The sequence below is a fragment of the Weissella sp. ESL1139 genome (assembly GCF_058506735.1).
Window position 1 is genome coordinate 1692006 of the sequence record NZ_CP196375.1, and the last position, 23969, is coordinate 1715974.

The 23969-nt window shown below is 37.2% G+C and carries 23 protein-coding genes; 12 read left to right on the top strand and 11 right to left on the bottom strand.

What is annotated here, in order from left to right; genetic code table 11:
- Nucleotides 1-20: 20 nt before the first annotated feature.
- Together ACSYSF_RS08385 and ACSYSF_RS08390 are read right to left on the bottom strand one after the other, a co-directional pair.
- Nucleotides 21-617, bottom strand: coding sequence for a TVP38/TMEM64 family protein (locus ACSYSF_RS08385; RefSeq protein WP_489867574.1), 597 nt, complete (start codon nucleotides 615-617; stop codon nucleotides 21-23).
- 234 nt (nucleotides 618-851) lie between these two features.
- A complete protein-coding gene (locus tag ACSYSF_RS08390) occupies nucleotides 852-1052 on the bottom strand; it encodes a hypothetical protein (RefSeq protein WP_489867575.1) in 201 nt (66 codons plus the stop codon).
- A 149-nt stretch (nucleotides 1053-1201) separates the two neighbouring features.
- Here ACSYSF_RS08390 and ACSYSF_RS08395 point away from each other — a divergent pair, with 149 nt between their 5' ends.
- From ACSYSF_RS08395 to ACSYSF_RS08410, 4 genes are all read left to right on the top strand, one after another.
- Nucleotides 1202-2164: a 2-hydroxyacid dehydrogenase family protein gene (locus tag ACSYSF_RS08395; RefSeq protein WP_489867576.1), complete on the top strand. Its 963-nt coding sequence runs from the start codon at nucleotides 1202-1204 to the stop codon at nucleotides 2162-2164.
- Between the two features lie 24 nt (nucleotides 2165-2188).
- Complete coding sequence (locus ACSYSF_RS08400) at nucleotides 2189-3067, top strand: hypothetical protein (protein WP_489867577.1); 879 nt, start codon at nucleotides 2189-2191, stop codon at nucleotides 3065-3067.
- 237 nt (nucleotides 3068-3304) lie between these two features.
- A complete protein-coding gene (locus ACSYSF_RS08405; RefSeq protein ID WP_489867578.1) occupies nucleotides 3305-4453 on the top strand; it encodes a pyridoxal phosphate-dependent aminotransferase in 1149 nt (382 codons plus the stop codon).
- Between the two features lie 20 nt (nucleotides 4454-4473).
- Nucleotides 4474-5469 carry a D-2-hydroxyacid dehydrogenase gene (locus tag ACSYSF_RS08410; protein ID WP_489867579.1) on the top strand — a complete coding sequence of 332 codons (996 nt, stop codon included), beginning with the start codon at nucleotides 4474-4476 and terminating at the stop codon, nucleotides 5467-5469.
- An 82-nt stretch (nucleotides 5470-5551) separates the two neighbouring features.
- Here the strand turns inward: ACSYSF_RS08410 and ACSYSF_RS08415 are convergent, their stop codons facing one another.
- From ACSYSF_RS08415 to ACSYSF_RS08425, 3 genes are read right to left on the bottom strand one after another with little or no spacing between them, the layout of a single operon-like run.
- On the bottom strand, nucleotides 5552-6994 hold the full coding sequence (locus ACSYSF_RS08415) for an ABC transporter permease subunit (protein ID WP_489867580.1): 1443 nt from the start codon (nucleotides 6992-6994) through the stop codon (nucleotides 5552-5554).
- Nucleotides 6994-7887 carry an ABC transporter ATP-binding protein gene (locus ACSYSF_RS08420; protein WP_489867581.1) on the bottom strand — a complete coding sequence of 298 codons (894 nt, stop codon included), beginning with the start codon at nucleotides 7885-7887 and terminating at the stop codon, nucleotides 6994-6996. Before ACSYSF_RS08420 ends, ACSYSF_RS08415 begins: the two co-directional genes overlap by 1 nt.
- Entirely contained in the window at nucleotides 7874-8812 is a 939-nt protein-coding gene (locus ACSYSF_RS08425; protein ID WP_489867582.1) for an ABC transporter ATP-binding protein, read from the bottom strand. Before ACSYSF_RS08425 ends, ACSYSF_RS08420 begins: the two co-directional genes overlap by 14 nt.
- Nucleotides 8813-8980: 168 nt before the next feature.
- Between ACSYSF_RS08425 and ACSYSF_RS08430 the strand changes: the two genes are divergently transcribed.
- Nucleotides 8981-9571 carry a TetR/AcrR family transcriptional regulator gene (locus ACSYSF_RS08430; protein ID WP_489867583.1) on the top strand — a complete coding sequence of 197 codons (591 nt, stop codon included), beginning with the start codon at nucleotides 8981-8983 and terminating at the stop codon, nucleotides 9569-9571.
- Between the two features lie 182 nt (nucleotides 9572-9753).
- On the opposite strand, the gene ACSYSF_RS08435 is transcribed toward ACSYSF_RS08430, so the two are convergent.
- Nucleotides 9754-11061 carry an NCS2 family permease gene (locus tag ACSYSF_RS08435; protein WP_489867584.1) on the bottom strand — a complete coding sequence of 436 codons (1308 nt, stop codon included), beginning with the start codon at nucleotides 11059-11061 and terminating at the stop codon, nucleotides 9754-9756.
- A gap of 259 nt (nucleotides 11062-11320) precedes the next feature.
- Here ACSYSF_RS08435 and ACSYSF_RS08440 point away from each other — a divergent pair, with 259 nt between their 5' ends.
- Nucleotides 11321-12004, top strand: coding sequence for a DUF6198 family protein (locus ACSYSF_RS08440; RefSeq protein WP_489867585.1), 684 nt, complete (start codon nucleotides 11321-11323; stop codon nucleotides 12002-12004).
- Between the two features lie 177 nt (nucleotides 12005-12181).
- On the opposite strand, the gene ACSYSF_RS08445 is transcribed toward ACSYSF_RS08440, so the two are convergent.
- From ACSYSF_RS08445 to ACSYSF_RS08455, 3 genes are read right to left on the bottom strand one after another with little or no spacing between them, the layout of a single operon-like run.
- Nucleotides 12182-12895 (bottom strand): hypothetical protein, encoded by a 714-nt coding sequence (locus tag ACSYSF_RS08445; protein WP_489867586.1) that lies wholly within the window; start codon nucleotides 12893-12895, stop codon nucleotides 12182-12184.
- Nucleotides 12895-13602 (bottom strand): ATP-binding cassette domain-containing protein, encoded by a 708-nt coding sequence (locus ACSYSF_RS08450; RefSeq protein ID WP_489867587.1) that lies wholly within the window; start codon nucleotides 13600-13602, stop codon nucleotides 12895-12897. Before ACSYSF_RS08450 ends, ACSYSF_RS08445 begins: the two co-directional genes overlap by 1 nt.
- Nucleotides 13602-13982, bottom strand: coding sequence for a GntR family transcriptional regulator (locus ACSYSF_RS08455; protein ID WP_489867588.1), 381 nt, complete (start codon nucleotides 13980-13982; stop codon nucleotides 13602-13604). Before ACSYSF_RS08455 ends, ACSYSF_RS08450 begins: the two co-directional genes overlap by 1 nt.
- Nucleotides 13983-14109: 127 nt before the next feature.
- On the opposite strand from ACSYSF_RS08455, the gene ACSYSF_RS08460 reads away from it, so the two are divergent.
- On the top strand, nucleotides 14110-14805 hold the full coding sequence (locus tag ACSYSF_RS08460) for a ribonuclease H1 domain-containing protein (RefSeq protein ID WP_489867589.1): 696 nt from the start codon (nucleotides 14110-14112) through the stop codon (nucleotides 14803-14805).
- Nucleotides 14806-15015: 210 nt separating this feature from the next.
- Here ACSYSF_RS08460 and ACSYSF_RS08465 read toward each other — a convergent pair whose 3' ends face one another.
- Complete coding sequence (locus tag ACSYSF_RS08465) at nucleotides 15016-15834, bottom strand: Cof-type HAD-IIB family hydrolase (protein ID WP_489867590.1); 819 nt, start codon at nucleotides 15832-15834, stop codon at nucleotides 15016-15018.
- Between the two features lie 50 nt (nucleotides 15835-15884).
- Nucleotides 15885-17228 (bottom strand): TrkH family potassium uptake protein, encoded by a 1344-nt coding sequence (locus tag ACSYSF_RS08470; RefSeq protein ID WP_489867591.1) that lies wholly within the window; start codon nucleotides 17226-17228, stop codon nucleotides 15885-15887.
- 734 nt (nucleotides 17229-17962) lie between these two features.
- On the opposite strand from ACSYSF_RS08470, the gene rlmH reads away from it, so the two are divergent.
- From rlmH to ACSYSF_RS08495, 5 genes are all read left to right on the top strand, one after another.
- Nucleotides 17963-18442, top strand: a complete 480-nt coding sequence (gene rlmH, locus ACSYSF_RS08475; RefSeq protein WP_489867592.1) for a 23S rRNA (pseudouridine(1915)-N(3))-methyltransferase RlmH — start codon at nucleotides 17963-17965, stop codon at nucleotides 18440-18442.
- Between the two features lie 196 nt (nucleotides 18443-18638).
- A complete protein-coding gene (locus tag ACSYSF_RS08480) occupies nucleotides 18639-19733 on the top strand; it encodes an alpha-hydroxy-acid oxidizing protein (protein ID WP_489867593.1) in 1095 nt (364 codons plus the stop codon).
- 30 nt (nucleotides 19734-19763) lie between these two features.
- Complete coding sequence (locus ACSYSF_RS08485) at nucleotides 19764-20648, top strand: formate/nitrite transporter family protein (RefSeq protein ID WP_489867594.1); 885 nt, start codon at nucleotides 19764-19766, stop codon at nucleotides 20646-20648.
- 404 nt (nucleotides 20649-21052) lie between these two features.
- The gene (locus ACSYSF_RS08490) at nucleotides 21053-22402 is read left to right on the top strand and encodes an amidohydrolase family protein (protein ID WP_489867595.1); all 1350 of its coding nucleotides are present in this window, start codon (nucleotides 21053-21055) and stop codon (nucleotides 22400-22402) included.
- The gene (locus tag ACSYSF_RS08495; protein WP_489867596.1) at nucleotides 22402-23751 is read left to right on the top strand and encodes a uracil-xanthine permease family protein; all 1350 of its coding nucleotides are present in this window, start codon (nucleotides 22402-22404) and stop codon (nucleotides 23749-23751) included. The genes ACSYSF_RS08490 and ACSYSF_RS08495 overlap by 1 nt, the downstream gene beginning before the upstream one ends.
- Nucleotides 23752-23969: the final 218 nt, after the last annotated feature.

A 23969-nucleotide genomic window follows, 5' to 3' on the forward strand; every position in this document is an offset into this window, starting at 1 on the left:
TCCACGTGGAACTTTCCTTTTTAGTTGCCAATTAATTTTAATAACCAATCAGCACCATACAACATAGCCATACTATAAATAAAAATAGACAACGGCTTACCAAGTACAATGATTAGCGTAAATTCACGCCACGTCATTTTCGTCAAACTCGTCAGCAATACCAACGCATCATCAGGCGCAACTGGTGAAAAGATCAATAAAGCAAACGTCCAATGCCACCCTTTTGAATCAAGTCGATCCATATACTTATTAAGTGTATCTTCACTCACAAATATATCGATGACCCGGCGACCATAGCGCCGACCCAACCAAAACAAAATCATTGATCCTAGTACAATACCGACATAATTATAAACAAAGCCTAACCATGGACCAAACATAACAACTCCAGCGGCTAATGAAACACCACCAGGCAAGATTGGAATAACGACTTGCACAATCTGAACAAACACGAATAAAATTGGTGCCCAAATACCATATTTTTTCAGTAATTTAATTAAAGTATCCGTATCATTAAACGCCCCAATATGGTAAAGATGGACAATCAACCAGCCAAGCAGTACCAACATGATAACCGATAATATTTTAAATAATAATCGTATATAGCGTGTCTTCATGTTATCCTCCAAGACTAACGCCAAATTAATTTTGACAATTTATGTATAAGTAGCCTAGCTGTCTTCATTTAACGTAACCTTAATTGTTAAATGAGACAGCCTACTCAAATAGTCATTTTAGCGAAAGTTATACAAAAACGCTATATGTTTTAGTTAATCACTATCATACAAATAAAAAAACTGCTCATATCTAAACGATATAAACAGTTCATAATTATTTATATAACAATATTACTAAATTGGCTTTTTACCATTAACTAAGCGCTCTGACTTTGGTGGTGATTTTTTCAATACCCACAAATTACGGAAAGCAAAGAAGGTAGCAATTAAACCAATGATATAGAACCAAGGAATGTTACTCATACTGAAGTAAGCACTAACTGATGCCTTAATTACTTTATTAGAAACATATCCTATTGAAAAAATTACGGTCATCAAGCTGTGCCAAATTGTGCAGAACAATTTGTTGTTATTATCAAGAGCGTGAGCAAAAGTGGGTTGAATCCGGTATTTATTTGAAATTTGCCCTGAATTAAGAGATAATGAAAGCGTTATCAATACGTTGAAATTAAAAGGAGAACGTTATGAGTAAAGTCTATTTATCTGCACAATTACCTGATTTAGCTATGCAGGAATTAACTGATGCTGGCTTTGATGTTTCTGTTTATGAAGGTGAAGAATTAATTGATCATGCGACATTACTAGAGAATGTGAAAGACATTGATTTCTTGATCACACCATTATCAACAAAAGTGGATCGTGAAATCATCGATGCAGCGCCAAAGTTAAAATTAATTGCTAACTTCGGAGCTGGCTTTAACAACATTGATACCGCCTATGCTAAAGAAAAGGGTATCTCGGTTACTAACACACCAAAGGTTTCAACAAATGCGGTAGCGGAAGTTGCCATTGGGTTAATCTTGTCACTTAGCCACCGGATTGTTGAAGGTAATCAAAAAATGCGCCGCGAAGGTTTCCCTGGTTGGGCACCACTATACTTCTTAGGTCATGAAATTGCCGGTAAAACGCTAGGAATTGTTGGTCTAGGTAACATTGGTAGTGATGTTGCCCGCAAGGCAAATGCTTTAGGTATGCATGTCCAATACTACAAGCGTACCCCCCTTTCAGATCCTGAAGAGCGTTCAATGAAGGTGACTTACCAACCACTTGAATCATTAATTGAGACAAGTGATTTTATCGTTATCTGTGCCCCTCAAACTGATGAAAATTATCATCAATTTGATGCGACAGCCTTTAAAGCAATGAAATCAACTGCCGCAATTATCAATGTTGGTCGTGGTCCAATCATTGATGAAGATGCACTATTAGCTGCCCTTAATGATCATGACATTGCCGGTGCTGCCCTTGACGTTTACGAAAACGAGCCTGAAGTTAACGATGGCTTCAAGCTTCTTAAGAACGTCATTTTGACGCCACACGTTGGTAATGCTACGGTCGAAGCTCGTGATGCTATGGCTAAAATCGTAGCTGACAACGTTAAGTTAGTTGATGATGGTGCTAGCGCTAAATTTATTGTTAATCCATAAATAAAGTTTTTTAAGCATAAGGGGATGGGGGATGATGACATCGTTCAGTACGAAGACTTATTGAAAGTCATTAACAAGAATCGGATTCGTAAATTTGCACATAATGTTGGTGATGCTAGTTCAATGAAGTTCACTAGAAAAGTTGGCCTTATCCCGGTAATTATCTTTTTTGCTGTATGGTTATATGTATTAGGAATTGGGATGCCTGAACAATTCCAATATTCTAAAAGCGAAGATTTACACTTTATATCGTTATCTGTTGCTAAAAGTATTTCACAAATTGGTCATTATACTGTTCCAATTACTCGGGTCATCCTACCAATTACAGTTATTTTGATTATCATACTAGTTCTTCCTAAAAAGAACTTGTTCCATCAATTGGCTTTTGGTTCTTATACGGTATCTTGGTTTACAATCACAACAATTATTATGCTTATCCCGATGCCTTTTGGTATGACTTTAGGTGCTTTTGGTAGTTGGGGACTAACTGCTCAAATTTTAGCAGGCTTATACCTGATGATTACAAGTATCGCAACCTTTGCTAGCCAAATAAAAGCTGACTTACATGGTGAAGACCACTATATTATTCATGGTCGCCATAAATTTGGCGTCGTGGTAACCATAATGGTGCTAACCTTAATTAATCAATATATTTTTAAGTTTGGCAATCCAACTGATCAGGGAAACATTTTTAGCTTAATCTATGGCTGGGGAGCTCTACTTTGGTTTGCGATTATGATATTTATCATTTATATCATGTTTGACCAACTTTTCTATAGTTACTTTTTGCTAAAATATGATGAACGTTTCCGCCAAGATTTGCACTATACCGACCCTGAATGGTATGGTCCTCGCAAAGCCAAGCGTATTCAAAAAAGGAAAGAACGTCGCACTAACAAATAAGCCTTTTCGTTAGCGAATATTTACGACAACTGATATATTATAATTATTGATGAGACTATTCCATTTATAAAATCTCTTCATTAAAATTGAATATTTACAACAGGAAGTACCTAAATATCGTCCAGAATTTAGGTGCTTTTTGTTTTGGCCTTTGAAAGTAAAAAATTTTCCTTTAAAACAGGCACAAACCATGTATAATGAGATTAAAATAAAATGAGAAAAATTAAGGAGTTTCATATGCCACGTAGTCTTGCTAAATTATTTCAAACACCTCAAAAGAATATCATGTCTGAGATTGGTAAAAATGCTGCCTTAATGAGCGATGTTTTAAACCTATCAATTGGTGATCCAGATATGGTCACACCAGCACCAATCCTTGAAGCTGCTAAAGATTCTTTGACAGCTGGCAATACCCACTACACTGCTAGTGATGGTGATCCAGCTTATCTACAAGCTGTCATTGATTTCTACCAAGACAAGTTTGGGATGACGTATCAAAAAGAAAATGTCCGCGCAACTGTGGGTGCCAGTCATGCAACTTTCTTAGCTTTTGGTGCCATTATTAACCCCGGTGATGAAGTCATTATCTTTGAGCCTTATTTCGCACCCTACAAGGTTCAAGTTGAAGCCAATGGTGGTAAAGCAGTTATTGTCAGCTGTTCCGTTGAAAACAACTTCCAACCTACCAAAGAAGCGATTACAGCAGCTATCACAGACAAAACCAAGGCTATCTTAGTTAATACGCCTAACAACCCGACTGGGGCCGTCTACGATCAATCAACCTTACAAACATTAGCTGATTTAGCAAAAGAACATGATTTCTATCTAATCGCTGATGAAGTCTACTGGCCATTTGTTTACGGTGACAACAGCTTTTTGCCACTAGAAAAATTGGCACCAGAACATACCTTAGTAACTGGTTCATTATCAAAGATTTTCGCCATGACTGGTTTCCGAATTGGTTATCTTGCCGGTCCTGCTGATGTCGTTGCCGCTGCAGGTTTACTAAACGAAGGGGTTGATTTCTCAGCGCCTAGTATTTCGCAAGCCGCTGGTACCTATGGTTTGCAACATCTTGATGAAATCACACCTGCATTAGTAAGCGAATTTGGTACCCGTTTGAATTATGTGGCCGATGAATTAAATAAATTATCTTGGGTAAAAATTATGCCAGTTGCTGGTAGTCTTTATCTCTTTGCGGATATTTCGGCAACTGGTATGGATGATGTTACGTTCAGTAACTATCTATTAGAACATGCCAGTGTATTGGTCATCCCCGGACAAGCATTTGGGGATGCCGGTAAGGGCTATATTCGAATTGCCGTTACCCAAGACATGCCAACTCTTGAAAAGGCTGTAGCAGCTTTCTCAAGCCTAACATTTTAGTACCTAAAGAAAGGGCTCCTATGACAAAAATTTTAATGTACAACATTATGGATGATGAACAAACCGTCGTTGATGAGTGGTTAAAAAGTCATCCCGACGTACAAATTGATACGAATAAAGTAACGTTAAATCCCGACACCGTTGATTTGGCTGAGGGTTATGATGGTATTTCGACTGAACAAGATAATTTAGTTGATGACCCAGCTGTTTATGAAAAATTACATGCTTTCGGTATCAAACAAATCACCTTACGAATTACTGGTTACGATACAATTGACCTTGATTTGGCAACTAAAAATGAACTAAAAGTAACCAACGTACCCGCTTATTCACCACGTTCTGTTTCTGAAATGGTCCTAGCGCAAACGATGTTATTGCTCCGCCATTTAAACATTGCGCAACGCCGTGAACATACTGGTGATTTTACTTGGGAAGGTCTACAAGCTCGTGAAATCCATGACTTAACAGTCGGCATCATTGGTGCTGGTAAAATCGGTAGTGAAGTTGCTCGTATTTTCAAAGCCCTTGGCGCAAACGTCATTGCCGCTGACCCAATTCACCGTCCTGAATTAAATAGTGTTTTGACCTATGTCGATCATGAAACAGTGTTCAAAACAGCCGATGTCATCACAACGCACACGCCCTTGTTAGACAGTACTTATCACTTATTTGATGAATCAGTCTTCGAGCAAATGAAACCAAGCGCTATCTTCATTAACGCGTCTCGTGGTGGGGTTGTTGATACACCAGCGCTAATTAATGCGCTACAGAAACATACGATTACAGCAGCTGGTTTAGATACCATTGAAGGTGAAGCCGATATCTTCAGTAATGATTTTTCTGAAACTGGTTATGACAACGATTACCTTAGAACGATTTTGGCATTGCCTAATGCGATTATCACACCACATATTGGTTTTTACACTGATAATGCAATTCGAAATATGGTTGAGATTTCACTACATGATGTCTTAACAATCATTGCTGGTGATACCAGTGAGCACGAATTAAACTAAACCTTTCATAAATCACAAAAAAGCCATAGAACTCATACCGAATTCTATGGTTTTCTTTATGTGCATTTCACAAATTATTTGATTAAAGTGGCAAGTCCTTCTTTTGGAAGACAACTGCTGAAGCTGCATACAATACAACTGCAACACCACCTAATGCTAGTAACGGTATACCGAAATCACCATTACTCAAAATCTCATCCGTCTTGTACAAAGTTGTTAGTGAGAAGTACTTCAAATTCTCCAAACTATCACTTTGCTCGATAACCAAACTAATCAAGAAGAATGCGAATGGCAAACCTGCTCCAAGAATCATCGCATGGTTTGAACGGTTGAATAATGTACTTGCGAAGAATGAGATACTACCCATTGCTAAAATCAACAAGCATGCACCAACGTTCAACCAAGCAAATGTTCCAATATCGAATTCTAATGACTTATCAGACTGCAAAGCAGCATTTACTTGTGATGAGTCAATTAATACCTTTAACTGATCCTCAGGTACCTTAGTAGCCTTCGCAGCAGCTGACATGGCTTTATCATCCTTCAACAAGCTCATGTTGTCTTCAATGTTGCTCTCTGACACATCTAAGGCTTTAGCACCTGCGGTTTGAGCAGTTGACATGATAATTGATGGACTGGCTGGCAAATTCTTTTCCATTTCTTTTTGCTTAGCAGCGCTGTCATCCTTAATTTGATCATTAATTGAATTACGATAATCACTAACACTTTGACCCGTAACCTTAGCACCTTCACTCAACGCATCATTATCATTCATCATCAACTTTGGATTCTTCGTTAATTCTTTTTGTGTGATTTCAATAGCTGACTTACTCTTATCAGAATCTTCGAACTTATCCTTACGATTTGCCGTCAACTTCTCAGCAGCAGCATCGTAACTATCACGTAAAATAGCTTGATCAAGATATTGCTTGTAAGCTTCCTTATCCATACCACGTGCTTCAGCACCAGCTTGTAAGGCATACTTATCATCCTTAATCATGTACAAATGATTACGAACGTAACTTGGCTTACGATCCATGGCATCAGCAGCTGACTCAACGTCTTCAGTCATTGGCTCACCCATAATATTATGGTGCGCTACTTCAGAAACACCTAAACCAACACCAAATAAAATACCAAACATCAAAATGATTGAACCAATCATGTACGTCATCTTAGTAAAGATAACGGTACTACGCTTAGTAGGCGTTGATAACGTGTAGGCCATTGAACCACTATCAACTTCGTTAACCACCAAATTATTAGCAGAAAAGATAATATAAACTAATCCTAATAGAATGGCAATCATCTTATAGAAAGTTTCTAATGTTCCTAGAATTGAATCAAATCCTGATAAGACACTACCAAAAGCAGTACCTTCCGCAGCGTTTGATAATGCGGCAAAGTCTTCAGGATCGAATTGTACAATAAAGACACTCAATAGCGCACATGCAACAAGCGTAATTACAAGCCAAAGTGTTCCATTTGAACGCACACTCTGTTTAAAAATTGCTTTACTAAACATTATGCCTCCTCCTTAAATGTTTGGTTGAAATAATCTTCAAAGGTTTGCTTAATTTCTTTAAAGAAAGCGACGCGATGATGTTGTAAATCATTCATCAATTTGTTGATGTTTTTATCATTAATTTGCACCGTGACTTGATGTTTATCATCTTTCACTTCTGCCAAATCATAACCTAAACTGCTGAAGTGTTGAAAGTTTTCATCATCTTGAAAACCAATTTTGAAAAGCTTGTTTGGATTATAACGGATGTTATCCATATCAATAACATCGATAATCTTACCGTCTTTAATCATGGCAACCCGATCACAAGTTTCTTCCATTTCCTTAAAAATGTGACTCGACATGAAAACCGTTTTACCTTGTGCTTTTTGTTCTTCAACCAAATCAATGAAAGTATCACGCATCAAAGGATCTAGCCCAGTAGTTGGCTCATCCATAATCAAAATGTCTGAATCTGCGGCAAATGCTGCAGCAAGGGCGGTCTTTTGCTTCATCCCCTTACTCATACTCTTAATATTGGCCGTTGCATCAAGTTGCAATTCATCACAAATTTCTTGGCAACGTTCCCAACTACCATGCCCCAACATTTCAAGTTGACGTTTTAAGAAAACTTCACCACTATCGTTACCGGGAAAGTTAATTTCACCGGGTACATAGGCAACTTTTTGCTTAATTTGGGCACTTTTCTTAGTGGCATCTAGACCATCAATGGTCGCATTACCACTATCTGGCTTGATAAATCCCATCAAGTTACGAATGGTGGTTGTCTTACCAGCACCGTTAATACCAGCAAATCCAAAAACTTCGCCTTCTTCAACTGATAAATCGATATCAAAAATACCACGGCCTTTACCATAATCCTTAGTTAGATTATTAATTTCAATCATTGCCATGCTCTAGTTCCTCCTGTCCTGCTTCGACACTCAGCTTACGATCATAGAAGTTCATGAAGTAATCTTCCAAAGTGAATTTAATTTCTGAAATAAAGTGGAGGTCATACTGACTAAGTTCAGCAAATAATTGATGAATATGTTCATCTTGTATTCGCAACTTAACCTGATCTTGTTTTGGACGCTTTGCTGAAATATCTAATTGCGTTTGGCCAATAAAACGTTGGTACGTATCATTATCAGCAAATTCAACCTTGAACTCTTTGTTTTTATTTTTACGTAGCTTGTCTGCAACAATGGTTGAAACAATTTCGCCGTTTTTAATAATCGCAATCCGATCACAAGTTGCATCGACCTCGTTAAAAATGTGACTTGAAAGCAAAATCGTCTTACCAGCATCTTTTTCAGCCAAAACGAAATCGATAAAACGTTCTTGCATCAATGGATCTAAACCACTGGTTGGCTCATCTAAAATTAGAATTTCAGGATCATGCATAAATGCGGTCACAACCGCTAACTTACGCTTAGTTCCTAAACTCATTCGCTTAATCAAACCTGATGGATCCAACTCAAACATATCTAATAGATAGTTTGTTTTGCTCATATCAGTAATGCCACGTTCTTTAGCCATGAAATCAATGAATTGTGTCCCAGTCATCCCCGAAGGAAAAGCTAATTCACCTGGTAGATAACCAACTTGACGTTTGATGGCCGCTGCATTTTTCCAACTATCTTTACCATCAACCTTAATATCACCTTCTTGTGCTTTAGAAAAACCCATGATATGACGAATTGCCGTTGTTTTACCAGCCCCATTAGGTCCTAGAAAACCAAAAACTTCGCCTTTGTTGACAGAAAAGGATACATCAAAAATCCCACGATGATGACCATAATCTTTTGTCACATGATTAATATCAATAACTGCCATCCGTTTCTCCTAACTATTTAATGTACAAACGATAATTTATTTACATATGTTCAATAACAGATTATAATATTATCGAACTAAATTACAACGTACATTTTAGCAATAAATGGCAAATAAGTAACATATATAGCATTTATGTTCACCAAAATATGATAAGGAGTACCCATTATGGATAAAAGTTTAGATTTACGTGTCCAAAAAACGTATTCAGCGCTAATAAATGCCTTTTTTGAATTATTAGAAGAAAAAAATATGGATCAGTTGACCGTTAATGAAATTTGCAAACGAGCTAATGTACGCCGGCCGACCTTTTACAAACATTTTTCAGACAAGTATGCCTTTATCCAATTTGTGGCTTATCAAACACAACAACAATTATTACAAGAAGTCGAAACCAATAATGATATTGAAAATCCCTTTGATTTTTTCCTAGCTTGCTTTGAAAAGATTCTTGATTTGCTTGAACAATATCAAAATATCTTGTTTCATTTAGCTAGCGATATACCTAGAGATATGCCTAATAATTTTTCTTTCGAGATGATTGATGAGTATTTGCAACCAGAAATAGAAAAAAGACTACTGGCTTTTGGTGAATCAGATGCTATCTTATCTAAAGATCCTGATTTTACTTGCCAAATTCTTTTAGGTATTTTCCGTCAAATTGGCCTTTGGTGGTTAAAGAACAAAGACCATATTTCAAAAAAAGAAGCGCGTAATAAGATGGCACAAGTATTGGATCTATTATTCCCTGCAACATAGAAAAATTTAATTCGTGATAAAAACACATCATTTGGTTTTGCTTCACCAATGTATTTCACAAAGTTTTTAGATAAATAGTTCCGATATAATGACATAAAAAATAGAGCAGGTAAGAAAGTTTGGATTTCTTACCTGCTCTTTAATTTAATCAAAACTATTAATCAGTGTTTCACGTGGAACACTCAACCATTTGTCTGCAGTATAAAGACAAATAGAATAAATAGTATACCTAAAGCATACATGATTGGATGTACTTTCTTAGCACGTCCAGTAACAACCATCAACAATGGATAAACAATAAATCCAAGAGCAATACCATCAGAAATTGAATATGACAATGGCATACCAAGAATTGTTAAGAATGATGCGGCTGCAATTGGGAAATCATCCCAATTGATAGCCTTAAAGTTGCTTGCCATTAACACACCAACAATAATCATCGCAGCTGCCGTCACGTTAGATGTAACAACAACCAACAATGGTGAAAAGAACAATGCCAACAACAAGAATATTCCAGTAAATACTGAAGTTAATCCTGTACGACCACCCATTGCAATACCAGTTGATGATTCAACGAAAGCAGTGGTTGGTGATGTACCTAGGATTGAACCACCCAACATACCAATGGCATCGGCCATCAAAGCCTTACCAGCACGTGGCAACTCATTGTTAACCAAGAAACCACCTGAACGAGCGATTCCAATTAATGAACCGGCCGTATCAAAGAAGGCAACTAACAAGAATGTTAGAATGACCGGCACCATCTGCCAGGTGAACACATCATCTAGACTGAAAAGTGCTTGACCAAAGGTTGGTGACAAACTTGGAATACCAGAAACCAACGATGATGGCAATGGAATTAATCCAAATACCAAACCAAGAATTGATGTTACAACCATTCCAATAAAGATTGCACCAGGAATTTTACGGGCGTACAAGGCAAAAGTAATTAACACACCAGCGATTGTTAGCAAGACTTTCGGATCACTCCAATCACCCCAACCAATAATCGTTGATTTATTAGCAGAAATAATACCACCATCAACCATTCCAATCATGGCGATAAACAAACCAATACCACCGGCAATGGCTGCTTTCAGGTCAGCTGGAATCGCATTAATGATAATCTCACGAATTTTAAAAACCGTTAATAGCCAGAAAATCACACCAGCAACAAAGACACCAGCTAAGGCAGTTTGCCACTTGATTCCCATACCAACAACCACACTGTAGGCAAAGAAGGCATTAATACCAACACCAGGTGCAATGGCAAATGGATACTTGGCAACAGCACCCATAAAGATCGTTGCAATGGCACCAATTAGTCCAGTAGCTACAAAGACGGCATTCTTGTCCATACCGGCAGCACCAAGGACTGAAGGGTTAACGAATAAAATATAAGCCATTGAAAGGAACGTTGTTAATCCAGCAAGAAATTCTGTCTTAACATTTGTTCCAGATTCAGATAGCTTGAAGTAACGTTCAAACATGAAACTAGACCCCTTAATAAATAATTCAATTTTTAAACAACTTTCCTATTGTATTACATGCCACTTTTAAAAATCAAAGCATACCTTAATTTTTTCACAAAAAAAGCGTTTATTGCGGTTAAAATCCGAACTTTTTCACTAATTTCCCGAACGTTAACCTGTTTTCACATATTTCCCCTATTTTTTGCAAATCCCTTCCGTCACTTTTCACAAAGTTTGTTAGAATGAAAAAGGAGTTTATTTTATTAAGAGGTATTTTATGTATAACAATCATGGTCACTTAAGGAAATTATCTCCAGCTGAACTTTGTATTTATTTTCTGGCTGGGTTAATTTTTAATGCTTTTGGAAATGGAATCACTGTCGCAACAAACATGGGGTCAGCCCCTTGGACAGCGTCAGCAGCAAATTTAGCGAATGTTACTGGTATTTCAATTAGTATTTTCTTACTAATTTATGGAGTTATCGCAACAATCGTCACTTGCATCCTTCAAAAAGCGTTTGATTGGCCACATATCTTTGGTAATCTATTATTTTTGGTTGCCTTCAGTAGTGTTATCGGCCTCGTTTCAACGCAGTTTTCTTCATTGAGTCATTTATCAATTTCATGGCGCATTGTTATTGATTTCTTGGGAATTATTTTCATTGCCATGGGTGTTTCAATCACCCAACGTTTGCAATTTATTTTGCATCCTATGGACGACTTAACGAACTTAACACGTTTTATGTTCTTCAAAGGTAATGCCGCTATTTCACAAACTTTCAATTTCTCATTTCCAATGATTATTTCACTAATTGTTTGGTTGGCTTCTGATGAATTGGTTGCCTTAAATATTGGTACCCTATTCTCATTCTTCTTCCAAGGATTATTCGTTGGTTATTCTGATCGGTTTGTGTTTAGTCATTTAGATCACAAATTTACAAATATGACAGTTAGTCATTAAAAAAGAGCGAGAACAAAGACACTTTGGATTCGGTGTGTAATGATGCTTTGACGATTTGCAGTCGTTAGACCGTAAAGTGAGAATCCAGTCTTTGTGAACGCGTTTACGCTCACAATATAAAACAATTAATAAAAACAAAACGAGGTCGGGACTCAAACTTCCCGACCTCGTTTTATTTTATTTCGCTTCATTATGATAACGTAACAAGTACCACATGAGTGCTAGCATACCTAAATCAATTAAAACATCAGTCATCAAATTATCAGGCAACCATGATAAACCATATCCCATGATAAAAATCATCAAGATTAGGCCAAAAACTTTGATACGTTGTTGCCACTTATCGCTTACAAAGCCCATTAACCAGTTATTCGTAATCACAGCCAAGTTCACAAATAAGTACAATGCAATTAGAATATCAAACGTTACTGCAACACCATTTAAAGTAATGTGGGTTAAAGCTTCTACGATTAAGTCATGGTATGACGAATTCACCAACCACTCTAATCCTAAAAAGACAATGCCAGTTACAAAAATAGCAAAAATATTAACAATAAAGCGTCCCAGTAAATTCCATATAACTAATTGATCAATGCGCGCTGGTAATAAAACGTATTTTGATTTATTCCAAGACTTAGCTGATGAGACAAACATTCGCACTAGTAAGACTGCCATTACGGTAACAGCCACTAAACCTTCATAGACCACCAAACGATCTTTGAACATTGTCACATTATCATCATTAATCATTAGTGCATTATGTGGCACAAAGGGTATTAGTTGCCAAACAAGGACAATCCCGGCAACCACAGCTCCAATACCTAGAAGAAAGACCGTATGATTCAAAGAATCTTTTGAAAAGATTTTAAAGAGTCGGGTATTCGATAACATTATTCACGCCCCCCATCATCTTCAATATAAAGTTGTGTATAGTATTGTTCCAATGACAAGCCCTCTTCTTGGCGAATTTGCTCAACTGACTTATAGCTTAACAAACGGCCATCCTTTAGAATAATGGCATCGTCAACTAAACCTTCAATCTCTTGAATATAATGCGTTGAAATAAGGACAGTTGCTTCTTCTGGTAACCAATTTAGCAAAGATTGCATAATCTTCTTACGTGCCAGTACATCAACGCCACCAAATGGCTCATCAAGTAAATAAACATCGGTATCTCGTGAAATTGTTAAAGCAATCAATAATTTTTCAATCGTTCCAGTTGATAACTTCGCAATGCGCTTATTACGATCAATGCGCATAAATTTAATGAGTTCGTCCATGCGTGCTTCATTAAAATCTGGATAACCTAGTTTAAAATACGCAACAATATCACTAACACGGTCATAATTATTAGCCCATTCTAGTGTTGAAACATATGATAATTTTGCTTTAATTTTGGCGCCCATCACCCCATCAATCATAATGTCAGAATGTGGATTAGGTTCAATTAAGCCAGAAATCAAGCGCATCAAAGTTGTTTTACCAACCCCGTTTTCACCTAACAACGCTACTGTACGATGCGTCGGAATCGTAAAGCTCAAGCCTCGTAGGATAACATGACGGCTTTTCGTATAATGTAAATTATTAACCTGTAACATTATGCCTCCCGTTGTTTTTCTTCTTCATATGTGGCAATTGCATCAGCTACCAATTCAGGTATTTCATCAATTTGCGCAACATGCGCGACATTATCGACATATCTTTTTGTCATATCTATTTTTTTGTCTAATCGAATTTTATTAATTTTAGCTGGGTCTTCAGTAACAAAATTACCTTGCCCACGTTTTGTGATAATCAAGCCATTTTCCACTAACTGATTAATTGCATTTTGTACAGTTCGTGTACTAACAATTAAATTAACGGATAACTCACGTACACCAGGAATTTTATGCCCAGTCTCATACGTTCCTTCCATAATTTGTTGTTCTAGCCAAATCGCAACTTGTAAATAAATCGGTTGATTCGAACTAAATTCCATATTGGCCCCTTTCAGTGTTGCACTGTTATACTACACTGAAACATTAGAAATTGTCAATTAAACAAACTTAGCCAAAATACGTTATGATGTAAGATAGTCGAATTACAAATAAGGAGTCGTATTTAACATGAAAACTTATGCCATTGTGGGTAATCAATATGAAGGTCTCTACACACAACCATGGTCACAAGTCCAAGCTTATACACGGACAAAACCAGCCCCAAAATTTAAGGGTTTTGCTACAAAAGCCGAAGCACAAAGTTGGTTTAACAAGCAAGTTGCCGCTCAAAATGATACTTCTCGCCAATACACGACCGCATATAATGGTGAATTTAAGGCTAATCCCAACCAATATTACATTTTCACAGACGGTGGCAGTCGTAATACCGGTAATGTTGCTGGCGGCCATGTCAAAGACACTGATAAAGCTGGTTGGGCCATTGCCATCTATCATGGTTCTAATCTAAACGATCCTGTCTTTACCGACAGTGGCGCTTATTTTGGTCGTACGAACAACGAAATGGAAATTCTAGCGTTCATCAACGCGTTATTACAAACTGCTAAAGTAACAACACCAGTCACGATTGTCAGTGACTCAAAATATGTCTTAGATAGTGCCACTAATTGGATGTACAACTGGGCCGACAACAATTGGCGTAAAAGCACTGGTGAAATTGCTAATCTAGCAGCTTGGCAACAGATTTATGACTTAATTCAACCATTAGCATCACGCTTATCATTTATTTGGGTTAAAGGTCATGCGACTAGTCATGGTAATATCACAGTGGATCAATTATTAAATGACGCCATGGATAATTTATAATTATAATATGCTATTGTGAATTTTGTCACTAAAAATATTGCTAATGTTTTATGTTTGTGTTCTATATAGGGGAACAAAATATTAACGCCTTTAAATAGTTGTCCGTTTATCCTAAAAATCAATCACGTATATCGTGCATATTTATACATTTATATACACTAAAAAGCCAACCTTGATTTAATATCAAAGTTGGCTTTTTTAGTGTAGCTATTAAAGTAGGGTATCAACAGTTTTCAACACACCATCATGATTATTATCATCAAGTGATAATGGGTATAGTTCCTTTAATGTTTCATCACCATTGACCATTGCAAACGGCTTGGCTGCCGCTGCTAGCATTTCAGCATCATTCAAACCATCACCAAAAGCAGCGAGATTTTCATTTAATTTAAAACCATAGTGACTTGCCAATGCCTGCAAACCGTTAGCTTTATTAATGTTTGGCGCCACAATATCCACTGATCCATAACCAGAAGTCGTCACGTGACCACGACTACCTAATGTTAATCGCGCTGAATCAATAAACTCTTGCGTTTTACTTTCTTCATACGTAATCGTGACCTTCAAAATTGGTTCATGAATTTCTGAAACAGCATCAATCATTTGCATATTCGGATAGTACTTAGCCATCATAGCTTTATGCTTCAAATTAATACGTGCTTGTGACTTTAACATGTAAGTCTGCTTCATTCCAGTAAAGACAGCACCGTGTAGGGGTTGGAAAGGCATTCCGTCCACAACCGCCATAATATCGGCAACATCTTGCACATGAAGACCAACCATTTGAATGATTTCGCCATCTGCCGTCCGAACAACAGCGCCATTATCGGCAACTAAATCATACCGACCTGCAAACGCTGAAAATATCGGATCAACCGCTTCGACATCACGACCACTCGCAATCACGAAGTGTCCATCTTGCATCAACAGTTTATCTAAAACTGCTTTAAAGTGCGTTTTCTGATAATGTTTTTTGTCATTAAAAAACGTACTATCTAAGTCTGATGCAATCATTTTTATTTCTGACATGCTTTAAACTCCCATCATTTTACCTAATAGTTTACGCAATTTCTTTCATTTTAGCCAATAATTACTTCCTCAGTTGGATATTGATAACTGCGTGGCTTATCACGAATATTCATAACTGAGAACATAACTGTGTACAAACCAACACGACCAACAAACATAACAATCATAATGACAATTTTACCAAAGCTTGTTAAATCAGGTGTTAATCCCAAAGAAAAGCCAGTCGTTGAAAAGGCGGAGATGACCTCAAAAACAATGTATTCCATACCTTGTCCTTTAGGAATTTTCTCAGTCAACGTCAATAATAATGAAACCAACGCAACGAAGGCAACTGAAATAACCGCAAGCATCATTGCTTTAATCACAATTTTCTGACTGAAACGGCGACCACCGAAATTAACTTGTTCTTGACCACGCAAGGCTGCCATTGATTGCATCCACAAAATTCCCATGGTTGTCGTTTTAATACCGCCTGACGTTGAACCCGGCGTTCCACCCACAAACATTAAGAAGGTAATAATCATAATCCCAGCTGCCGACAAACTAGATAATGGCACAACCTCTAAACCAGCTGTTCGTGGTGCAACTGCCAAAAATAGTGTATCCACAATACGGTGTCCTAAAGAAGTTGATGTCATTAGTGGTGACAACACTTTTTCAGTTAATAGAAATAGTACAAAACTAACACCAATCAACCAACCAGATACGTGTAGTGCGACCTTCGTGTGCAAACTTACGCGGCGTTGCTTATAGAATAACAACAAGTCTCGCCAAACTAGGAATCCGAGTGATCCGGCAGTAATTAACAGCATCCAAATAATCAAAATGTACGGATCATTCTGCAAAAAAGTCACTGGCTTATCAAAGAACGTGAAGCCCGCATTCCCAAATGACGAAATCGAGGAAGCAATACTTAAATAGATACCTCTGCCAAATCCAAAACGTGGGATAAAGTCAGGTAACATCAGAACTGTTCCGATGATTTGGATAATTGCTGACAGCGAGAAAACATATGATAACACGCTCTTAACGTCAGCTAAATTCCGTAAATTTAGGGCTTGTTGCGCCATTAAACGCGCTTTTAAGTCCAAACGCTGTCCAGTAATCGCAAATAACAATACCGCAAAGGTCATAAAACCTAAGGCACCAATTTCAATCATGATTAATAGAACGATTTGGCCAAACAAGGACCATGTTGTTGCAGTGTTAACAACGGTCAGCCCCGTAATGGCCGTTGCTGAAACAGCTGTAAATAGGGCATTCATAAAATTAACATGTACACCGGTTTGCTGTGATATCGGCATCCTTAATATCAAAGCACCACCAAATATAATCACCAAAAAGCCCAGCGTTAGTATTTGAGGGGGCGTTAACTTACTAAATATCTTTTTCATAATTAAGTATCTCCCAACATGTTTATATTATACAGGAGGAGCGCTAAAGTTTTTCACAGAATTTTGTGGACAACTAGGGGAAAAGTCCACGTATTCCACCGCTTTCTGTGGATAACTTGTGAATAACTTCTGATTTTTCCCAAGAAAACCCCTTTAAATCAACAAGTACATCAATGTGGATAAACCGTTTAAAACTCAAATTTCTAGCAAAAGCTTGTTAAATTAGGGTTTTAGCTTAAAATTAGGTTAAACCTTATTGTTATTCATATTTTTGCGGTAAATTTAAGCAAATTTTAGAAAATAATACGGTTTTAAATCGTTTTACTTGAAATATTTATGCTAATTATACCGGATTAAACGTTTAAAAGTGAATGATTATCTTTTAAGAGCGTGATATATTTTGTAAAAATATCATAATTATGGTTTTAGGACTGTTAATAACTTTTTTAACAACTTCCTTTTATTGATCATTTTAACCATAATACAGCGTTTACAAAGGCTGTTATAATAACTTTTTTAAAGTTATCCACAGGAGTAACCCACAACTGTGTATAAATCATTATAATTGTTAACGTAATCCGTTTAAAGGTCTGATATAATAGTCTTTGTAGCATTTTTCAGCTATGTTATTAACTTGTGTATAACCATATTTATAATCTAAATTTCACAACTTATCCACATAAAAATAATATTTTATAACAACCAATCATTTTTTATAGAAAGGTACATATATCATGAACATTAAAATTATCGGTGTTGGTAAATTAAAAGAGAAATATCTCAAGGACGGTATCGCAGAATATACCAAGCGATTGCATAAATTTGCAAAAGTTTCGATTGTTGAAGTACCTGACGAAAAAGCGCCTGAGCAACTTTCACAAGCTCAGATGGATCAAGTCATGAGTAAAGAAGGCGAACGTATTTTAAGCAAGATAAAAGATAAAGAATATGTCTTTGCCTTAGCAATCAAAGGAACTGAGCGTTCTAGTGAAGAACTAGCCGCTGAAATTGATCATTTAACAGTGCAAGGAAAGTCTGATTTAACATTTGTAATTGGTGGTTCTTTAGGATTAGCACCAGAGGTCTTAAAGCGAGCTAACACCCAAATCAGCTTTGGGCGCTTCACGCTACCACACCAATTAATGCGTTTAGTCTTAACTGAACAAATTTATCGAAGCTTCATGATCAATGCCCATACGCCTTATCATAAATAGCAACAATAATCCCCAAAGCACATCGTTTTAAAAAGCGACGTGCTTTTTATTAGGAACTTTTTTCTAGACCAATTCCAAATATTTTAAACTTTTTTCAAATTTGCTCTTGAATTTCGGACATTATCATAGTAAGGTATATCAGGTAGGAAAAATGTAAGCGTTTGCATTTTTATTTTTTTATTTTAAGGGGTTTATTATGAGTGAGTATATTGCTAGTACACGCGAAGGAAAGATTGACTTCGTAAATACCAACGATTTAGAAGAAGCTGCTAAGGAGACCATTCCTACAGGCGGATATGGTTACATCCAAAGTGGTGCCGGTGATTTAATTACCTATAAGAGTAATATCACTGCATTTGATAAGAAGGTTATCACGCCAGGTGTTCTACGTGACGTTGAAAATCCTGATACGCAAGTTGATTTCCAAGATATGCATCTAACAGCGCCAATTATTATGGCACCTGTTGCTGCTCACGGATTAGCACACGTAGATGGTGAAAAGTACACTGCTAAAGGTGTTGCTAACTTCGGTTCTATCTTTACAGCATCTTCATTTGCTTCAACAACATTAGAAGCTATTCGTGAAGCTGGTGGTCAAGATGCTAACCAATGGTTCCAATTCTATATGAGTAAGGATAACGCCATTAACGATCAAATCATTGCTACTGCTGAACGTAATGGTTCTAAGGCAATTGTTTTGACAGCTGATGCAACTTTGGGTGGTAATCGTGAAGCTGATAAGCGTAATCACTTCACATTCCCATTGCCAATGCCAATTGTGGCAGCTTACCAATCTGGTGTTGGCCAGACAATGGACGCTGTTTACAAGTCAGCTAAGCAAAAGTTGGCACCACGTGATGTTGAATACATTGCCAGCCACACAGATATCCCAGTTTATGTAAAGGGTGTTCAAAGTGCTGAAGATGTTTACCGTTCATTAGAATCTGGTGCTCGTGGTATTTGGGTAACTAATCACGGTGGTCGCCAATTAGATGGTGGACCTTCTGCCTTCCAATCACTAGAAACAGTTGTTGATGCCGTTAACGGTCGTGCACCAGTTGTCTTCGACAGTGGGGTTCGTCGTGGTCAACACGTCTTTAAGGCGCTTGCTACAGGTGCTGATCTTGTCGCAATTGGTCGTCCAGCCATTTATGGTTTGTCATTAGGTGGTGCTACTGGTGTTGAGCAGGTCTTTAACTTCTTCAAGGATGAACTTGAACTTGTTATGCAACTTGCTGGAACACAAACTATTGATGATGTTCGTAAGTTTACTTTGAAAGATTCTTGGTAAACCATCAAATAGTGAAAGGAGTAAATACTAATGGATGCTAATATTTCAGAGCCAGAGACGGAACAATTTCCCGAATTTGACACATCAACACCGGTTGACTCAGCTGCGGTAGAAACACCAGCTGAAAAGTCACCATTATTTCAAAAAATCGATGCTGCTTTGATGAACAAAGTTACTTTATTCAAAAGTAGCTATGCCCGTTATGCCGCTAGAGCCATGTTGGCAACGCTTTTCTTGACACTAGGAACAGCCGCTGCCTTCGGTACTGCACTACAAGCTGAAAAGCTTTTACCAGGTTCAGGTAAATTTACTTTCGCTTTCATGTTTAGTTGGTCATTGGTTATGATTATCTTCATGGGCGCTGAACTTGGAACTTCAAATATGTTATTCGTCACAGTGGGCGTTTACCGTAAGAAGATCAACGTTTCAACTGCAGCCAAGGTTCTTGGTACAACGCTTTTGTTCAACCTAATCGGTGGTATCTTGTTTGCTTACATGATTTCATTGACGGGACCATTCCAAGACTTGTCAGCTCACAATTACCTATTTGATGGTATTGCTGCTAAGTTGGATAAGTCATCTATTCAAATTTTTGTTGAAGCTATCTTCGCTAACATCATTGTTAACACAGCTTTCATCATTAATTTGCGTATGAAGGATGACGCTGGAAAAGTTATGGCAATTATTTTCGTCATCTTTATCTTCGCTTTCTTAGGTTACGAACACGTTATCGCTAACTTCCCAGCTTTCTCACTTGCATTCTTTGCATCAAACGGTACGATTGCTGGTATGACTGTTGGTAGTGTCTTGCATAATTTGTTCTTCGCTTTGATTGGTAACTACGTTGGTGGTGCCTTAATCATCGGTATGACATATGCTTGGATGAACAAGACTAAGACAAACTATGTTGATTAATAAATAAAATAAATGATAAACCGTATCACCGGATTGGTGGTACGGTTTTTTGTGTACGTGTACGTGTACGTGTACGTGTACGTGTACGTGTACGTGTACGACTAGATGATAATGCAAACCTTATATAAAAATGATGTTTTTACGTACAAAAACAAAGTAACTACTTTAAGTAAAATACGAACAATTATATAAATAAACAAAATATACTTAATATTAAAAATGCTCATAATCGAACATAATAGACCTTTTTAAATTAATTTTTTTAAGATTATAACGTTACTAATCGCTATTATAAATAGTATTTAATACCGTTAACTAAAAATAGCGAAATACCGAACTTTATTTACGGGTATATTTTTTAATGTTAAGTTATTAGTGAAATTTAAAGATGAGGTGAATGAGTCGTGCATTTTACAAAAGTTATTCAAGGTAGTTATTATTCTGCTGTATCCGAAACCGAAGTTGGTTTCTACGATAACAGCTTAATTTGTTTAAACACTGACGGACAAATTGAAAAAATATACCATCCTGATGATGGTAATTTTCAAGACGTTTTAGAACAGGCTAAGGACGATAATACTTTATGGACTTTAGCTGATGATCAATACCTACTACCTGGTTTTATTGACACCCATGTACATGCACCACAATGGCCAAATATCAGCCAAGCTTTAAATAGCTTCGATGATGATTGGTTCCTTAAATATACATGCCCATTAGAAGCAAAATTTGCTGACGCTGAATTTGCTCATAAAGTTTACGATAATCTCGTAAAAACTTTAATTGATAACGGTACAACAACCGTCTTATACTTCGGATCACTCGACAACGCTGGTAACGTTGAACTTGTTAAATCCTGCCAAAAGTTTCATCAACGTGGCTTGATTGGTAAAGTCGTTATGGATAATCCCGATGAATGCCCTGATTATTATCATGATGAATCTACCGAAAGTGCTTTAGCTGATACCGAAGATTTCATTAAAACTGTTGATAAAATGAACGTTGGTCAACAATTAAAAATGCAAGCTGTTATCACACCACGTTATTTAACATCATGTACCTTAGAAGGTATGCGTGGATTAGGTCAACTTGCTAAGAAATATAATCTATTGATTCAATCACATTGTAGTGAAAACGACACTGAAGATGCTTATGCATTAGACAACTATAATAAACGAGATGCTGTCATGTTAGACGAAACTGGTTTATTAACAGACAAAGCAGTTATGGCCCACGGCACACTATTAAATGACGATGACTTAGATTTATTCCAAAAACTTGGCACAGCCATTGTACATTGCCCAGTTTCTAATGGGTTCCACGGCAATGCTGTTTTACCAGTTAAAAAGGCTCTAGCTAAGGATATTAACGTTGGTTTAGGAACTGATATCTGTGGTGGCTACGAACCAAGTATTTATCAAACACTTCGTCAAGCAGCTATCGCTTCAGCAATGCTTAGTGATGGTGTTGATAATCACATTGAAACTGAGAAACGTGGTGCTGGTGAATCTCGTATCACTGCTGATACAGCCTTTTATCTTGCAACTGCCGGTGGGGCAAAATCATTACATCTAAATACTGGTGTCATTGAAGAAGGTTCCTTCGCTGATTTACAAGTTGTTCATTCAAAGTACCCAGAATTTGTTGAACAAACTCCTTATACTCGTTTTGAAAAATTAATGTATGAAACAACACCAAATGAAATTGATGTTGTCTTAACACAAGGACTTGTAGCTAAAGGGGAGATCAAGTAATGGCGGAAAATAAAAAAGCAGATGGCCTAATCTTAGGCCCTGACGACACATTACCAACATCTGAAGCAACTGTCTTAGGTCTACAACACGTTCTTGCCATGGATGCTTATGTTGGACCATTACTAATTGCCGGCATGTTAGCCTTAAGCGCAAACCAAACTTCCGCCTTATTGCAAGCTGCTTTCTTAGCTTGTGGTTTCGGAACAATTATTCAAACGGCTATCTTCATGAAAATGCCATTGTCACAGGGACCTTCTTTCGTTCCTGCCAGTGCAATCGTTGGAATTTATTTTGCTAATGGTGGTAGTAATGGTGGGATGTCCGTTGTGCTAACTTCTTGTTTGATTGGTGCATTATTCTTGATTTTGCTTGGTATGACTGGTTGGTATGAAAAGATTATTAGCCATCTCTTACCACCAGTAGTTGGTGGAACCATCATCACTTGTGTTGGGTTAGGCAATTTACCCAATATGCTAAATAGTAATATTTTCCATGCTGCTGGCAACGATTTTGAAAATGTTGCTTTAGCCGGTATTACCGTTGGAACATTGTTAGTCGTTGTCACAATTGGAACTTATGTTGCCAAAATTCATCGTTTCTTAAAAATATCAGCCATCATTATCACAATGATCGTTGGTGTGATTGCTTCAGTATTCATGGGACGCATGGACTGGAGTGGTCTATCATCAGCTGCTTGGTTCAGTTTTCCAAAGTTTACCATGTTCCATTATGGTTTTAGTTTCAACTTATCAGCTACTATTACATTTATCATTATTTATATGGTATTAACAGCTGAAACAACTGGTACTTGGTTTGCAATGAGTGCAGTTACTGGTAAGAAAATCGTGGGTAAGCAATGGAGTCACGGTATGATTGGTGAAGGAATTAGCTGTTTAGTATCTGTATTACTTGGTAGCATCCCCATGACTGGTTATTCAACCAACGCTGGAATCGTATCAATTACGGGAGTTGCAAGTCGTAAGGTCTTCATTGCTGCTGGTTGCTGGTTTATCGGTTTCGGATTCTTCAGTAAATTAGCTGCGCTACTAGCCGCTATTCCTGAACCCGTTATTGGTGGTGTTGGTGCTGTTGTTTTGGTCATTATTATGTTAAATGGTCTAAACACAATCGGTGATTTAAAAACATCTGGTAATCAAAGCTACATCATTGGTATTCCAATTGCCATTACGATGGCGCTAGCTTTGTTACCTGATAAAATTAAAGAAGCTGCCCCACAAATGTTGCAATACTTAATTGGATCGCCAATTGCTGTCGCTGCAATTACTGCAATCATTTTGAATCTAATCTTAAATCGTCAATCTAAAACATCTGAAACAGAAGTTGCTTAATAATTAGAAAGAGAACCGTGTCATTCGAAAGAGGGCACGGTTCTTCTTTTGTGTACGTGTACGTGTACGTGTACGTGTACGTCTGTATGATAAACCCAGAACAAATTTTTCAATCCGCCCTTTACTTACATTTAGTAAGTGTTATACTAGTCATTGTTCATTAGTTGAACGAGAAAATAACGATTAAAACAAACGAACGATTTTATATCGCTATGTTT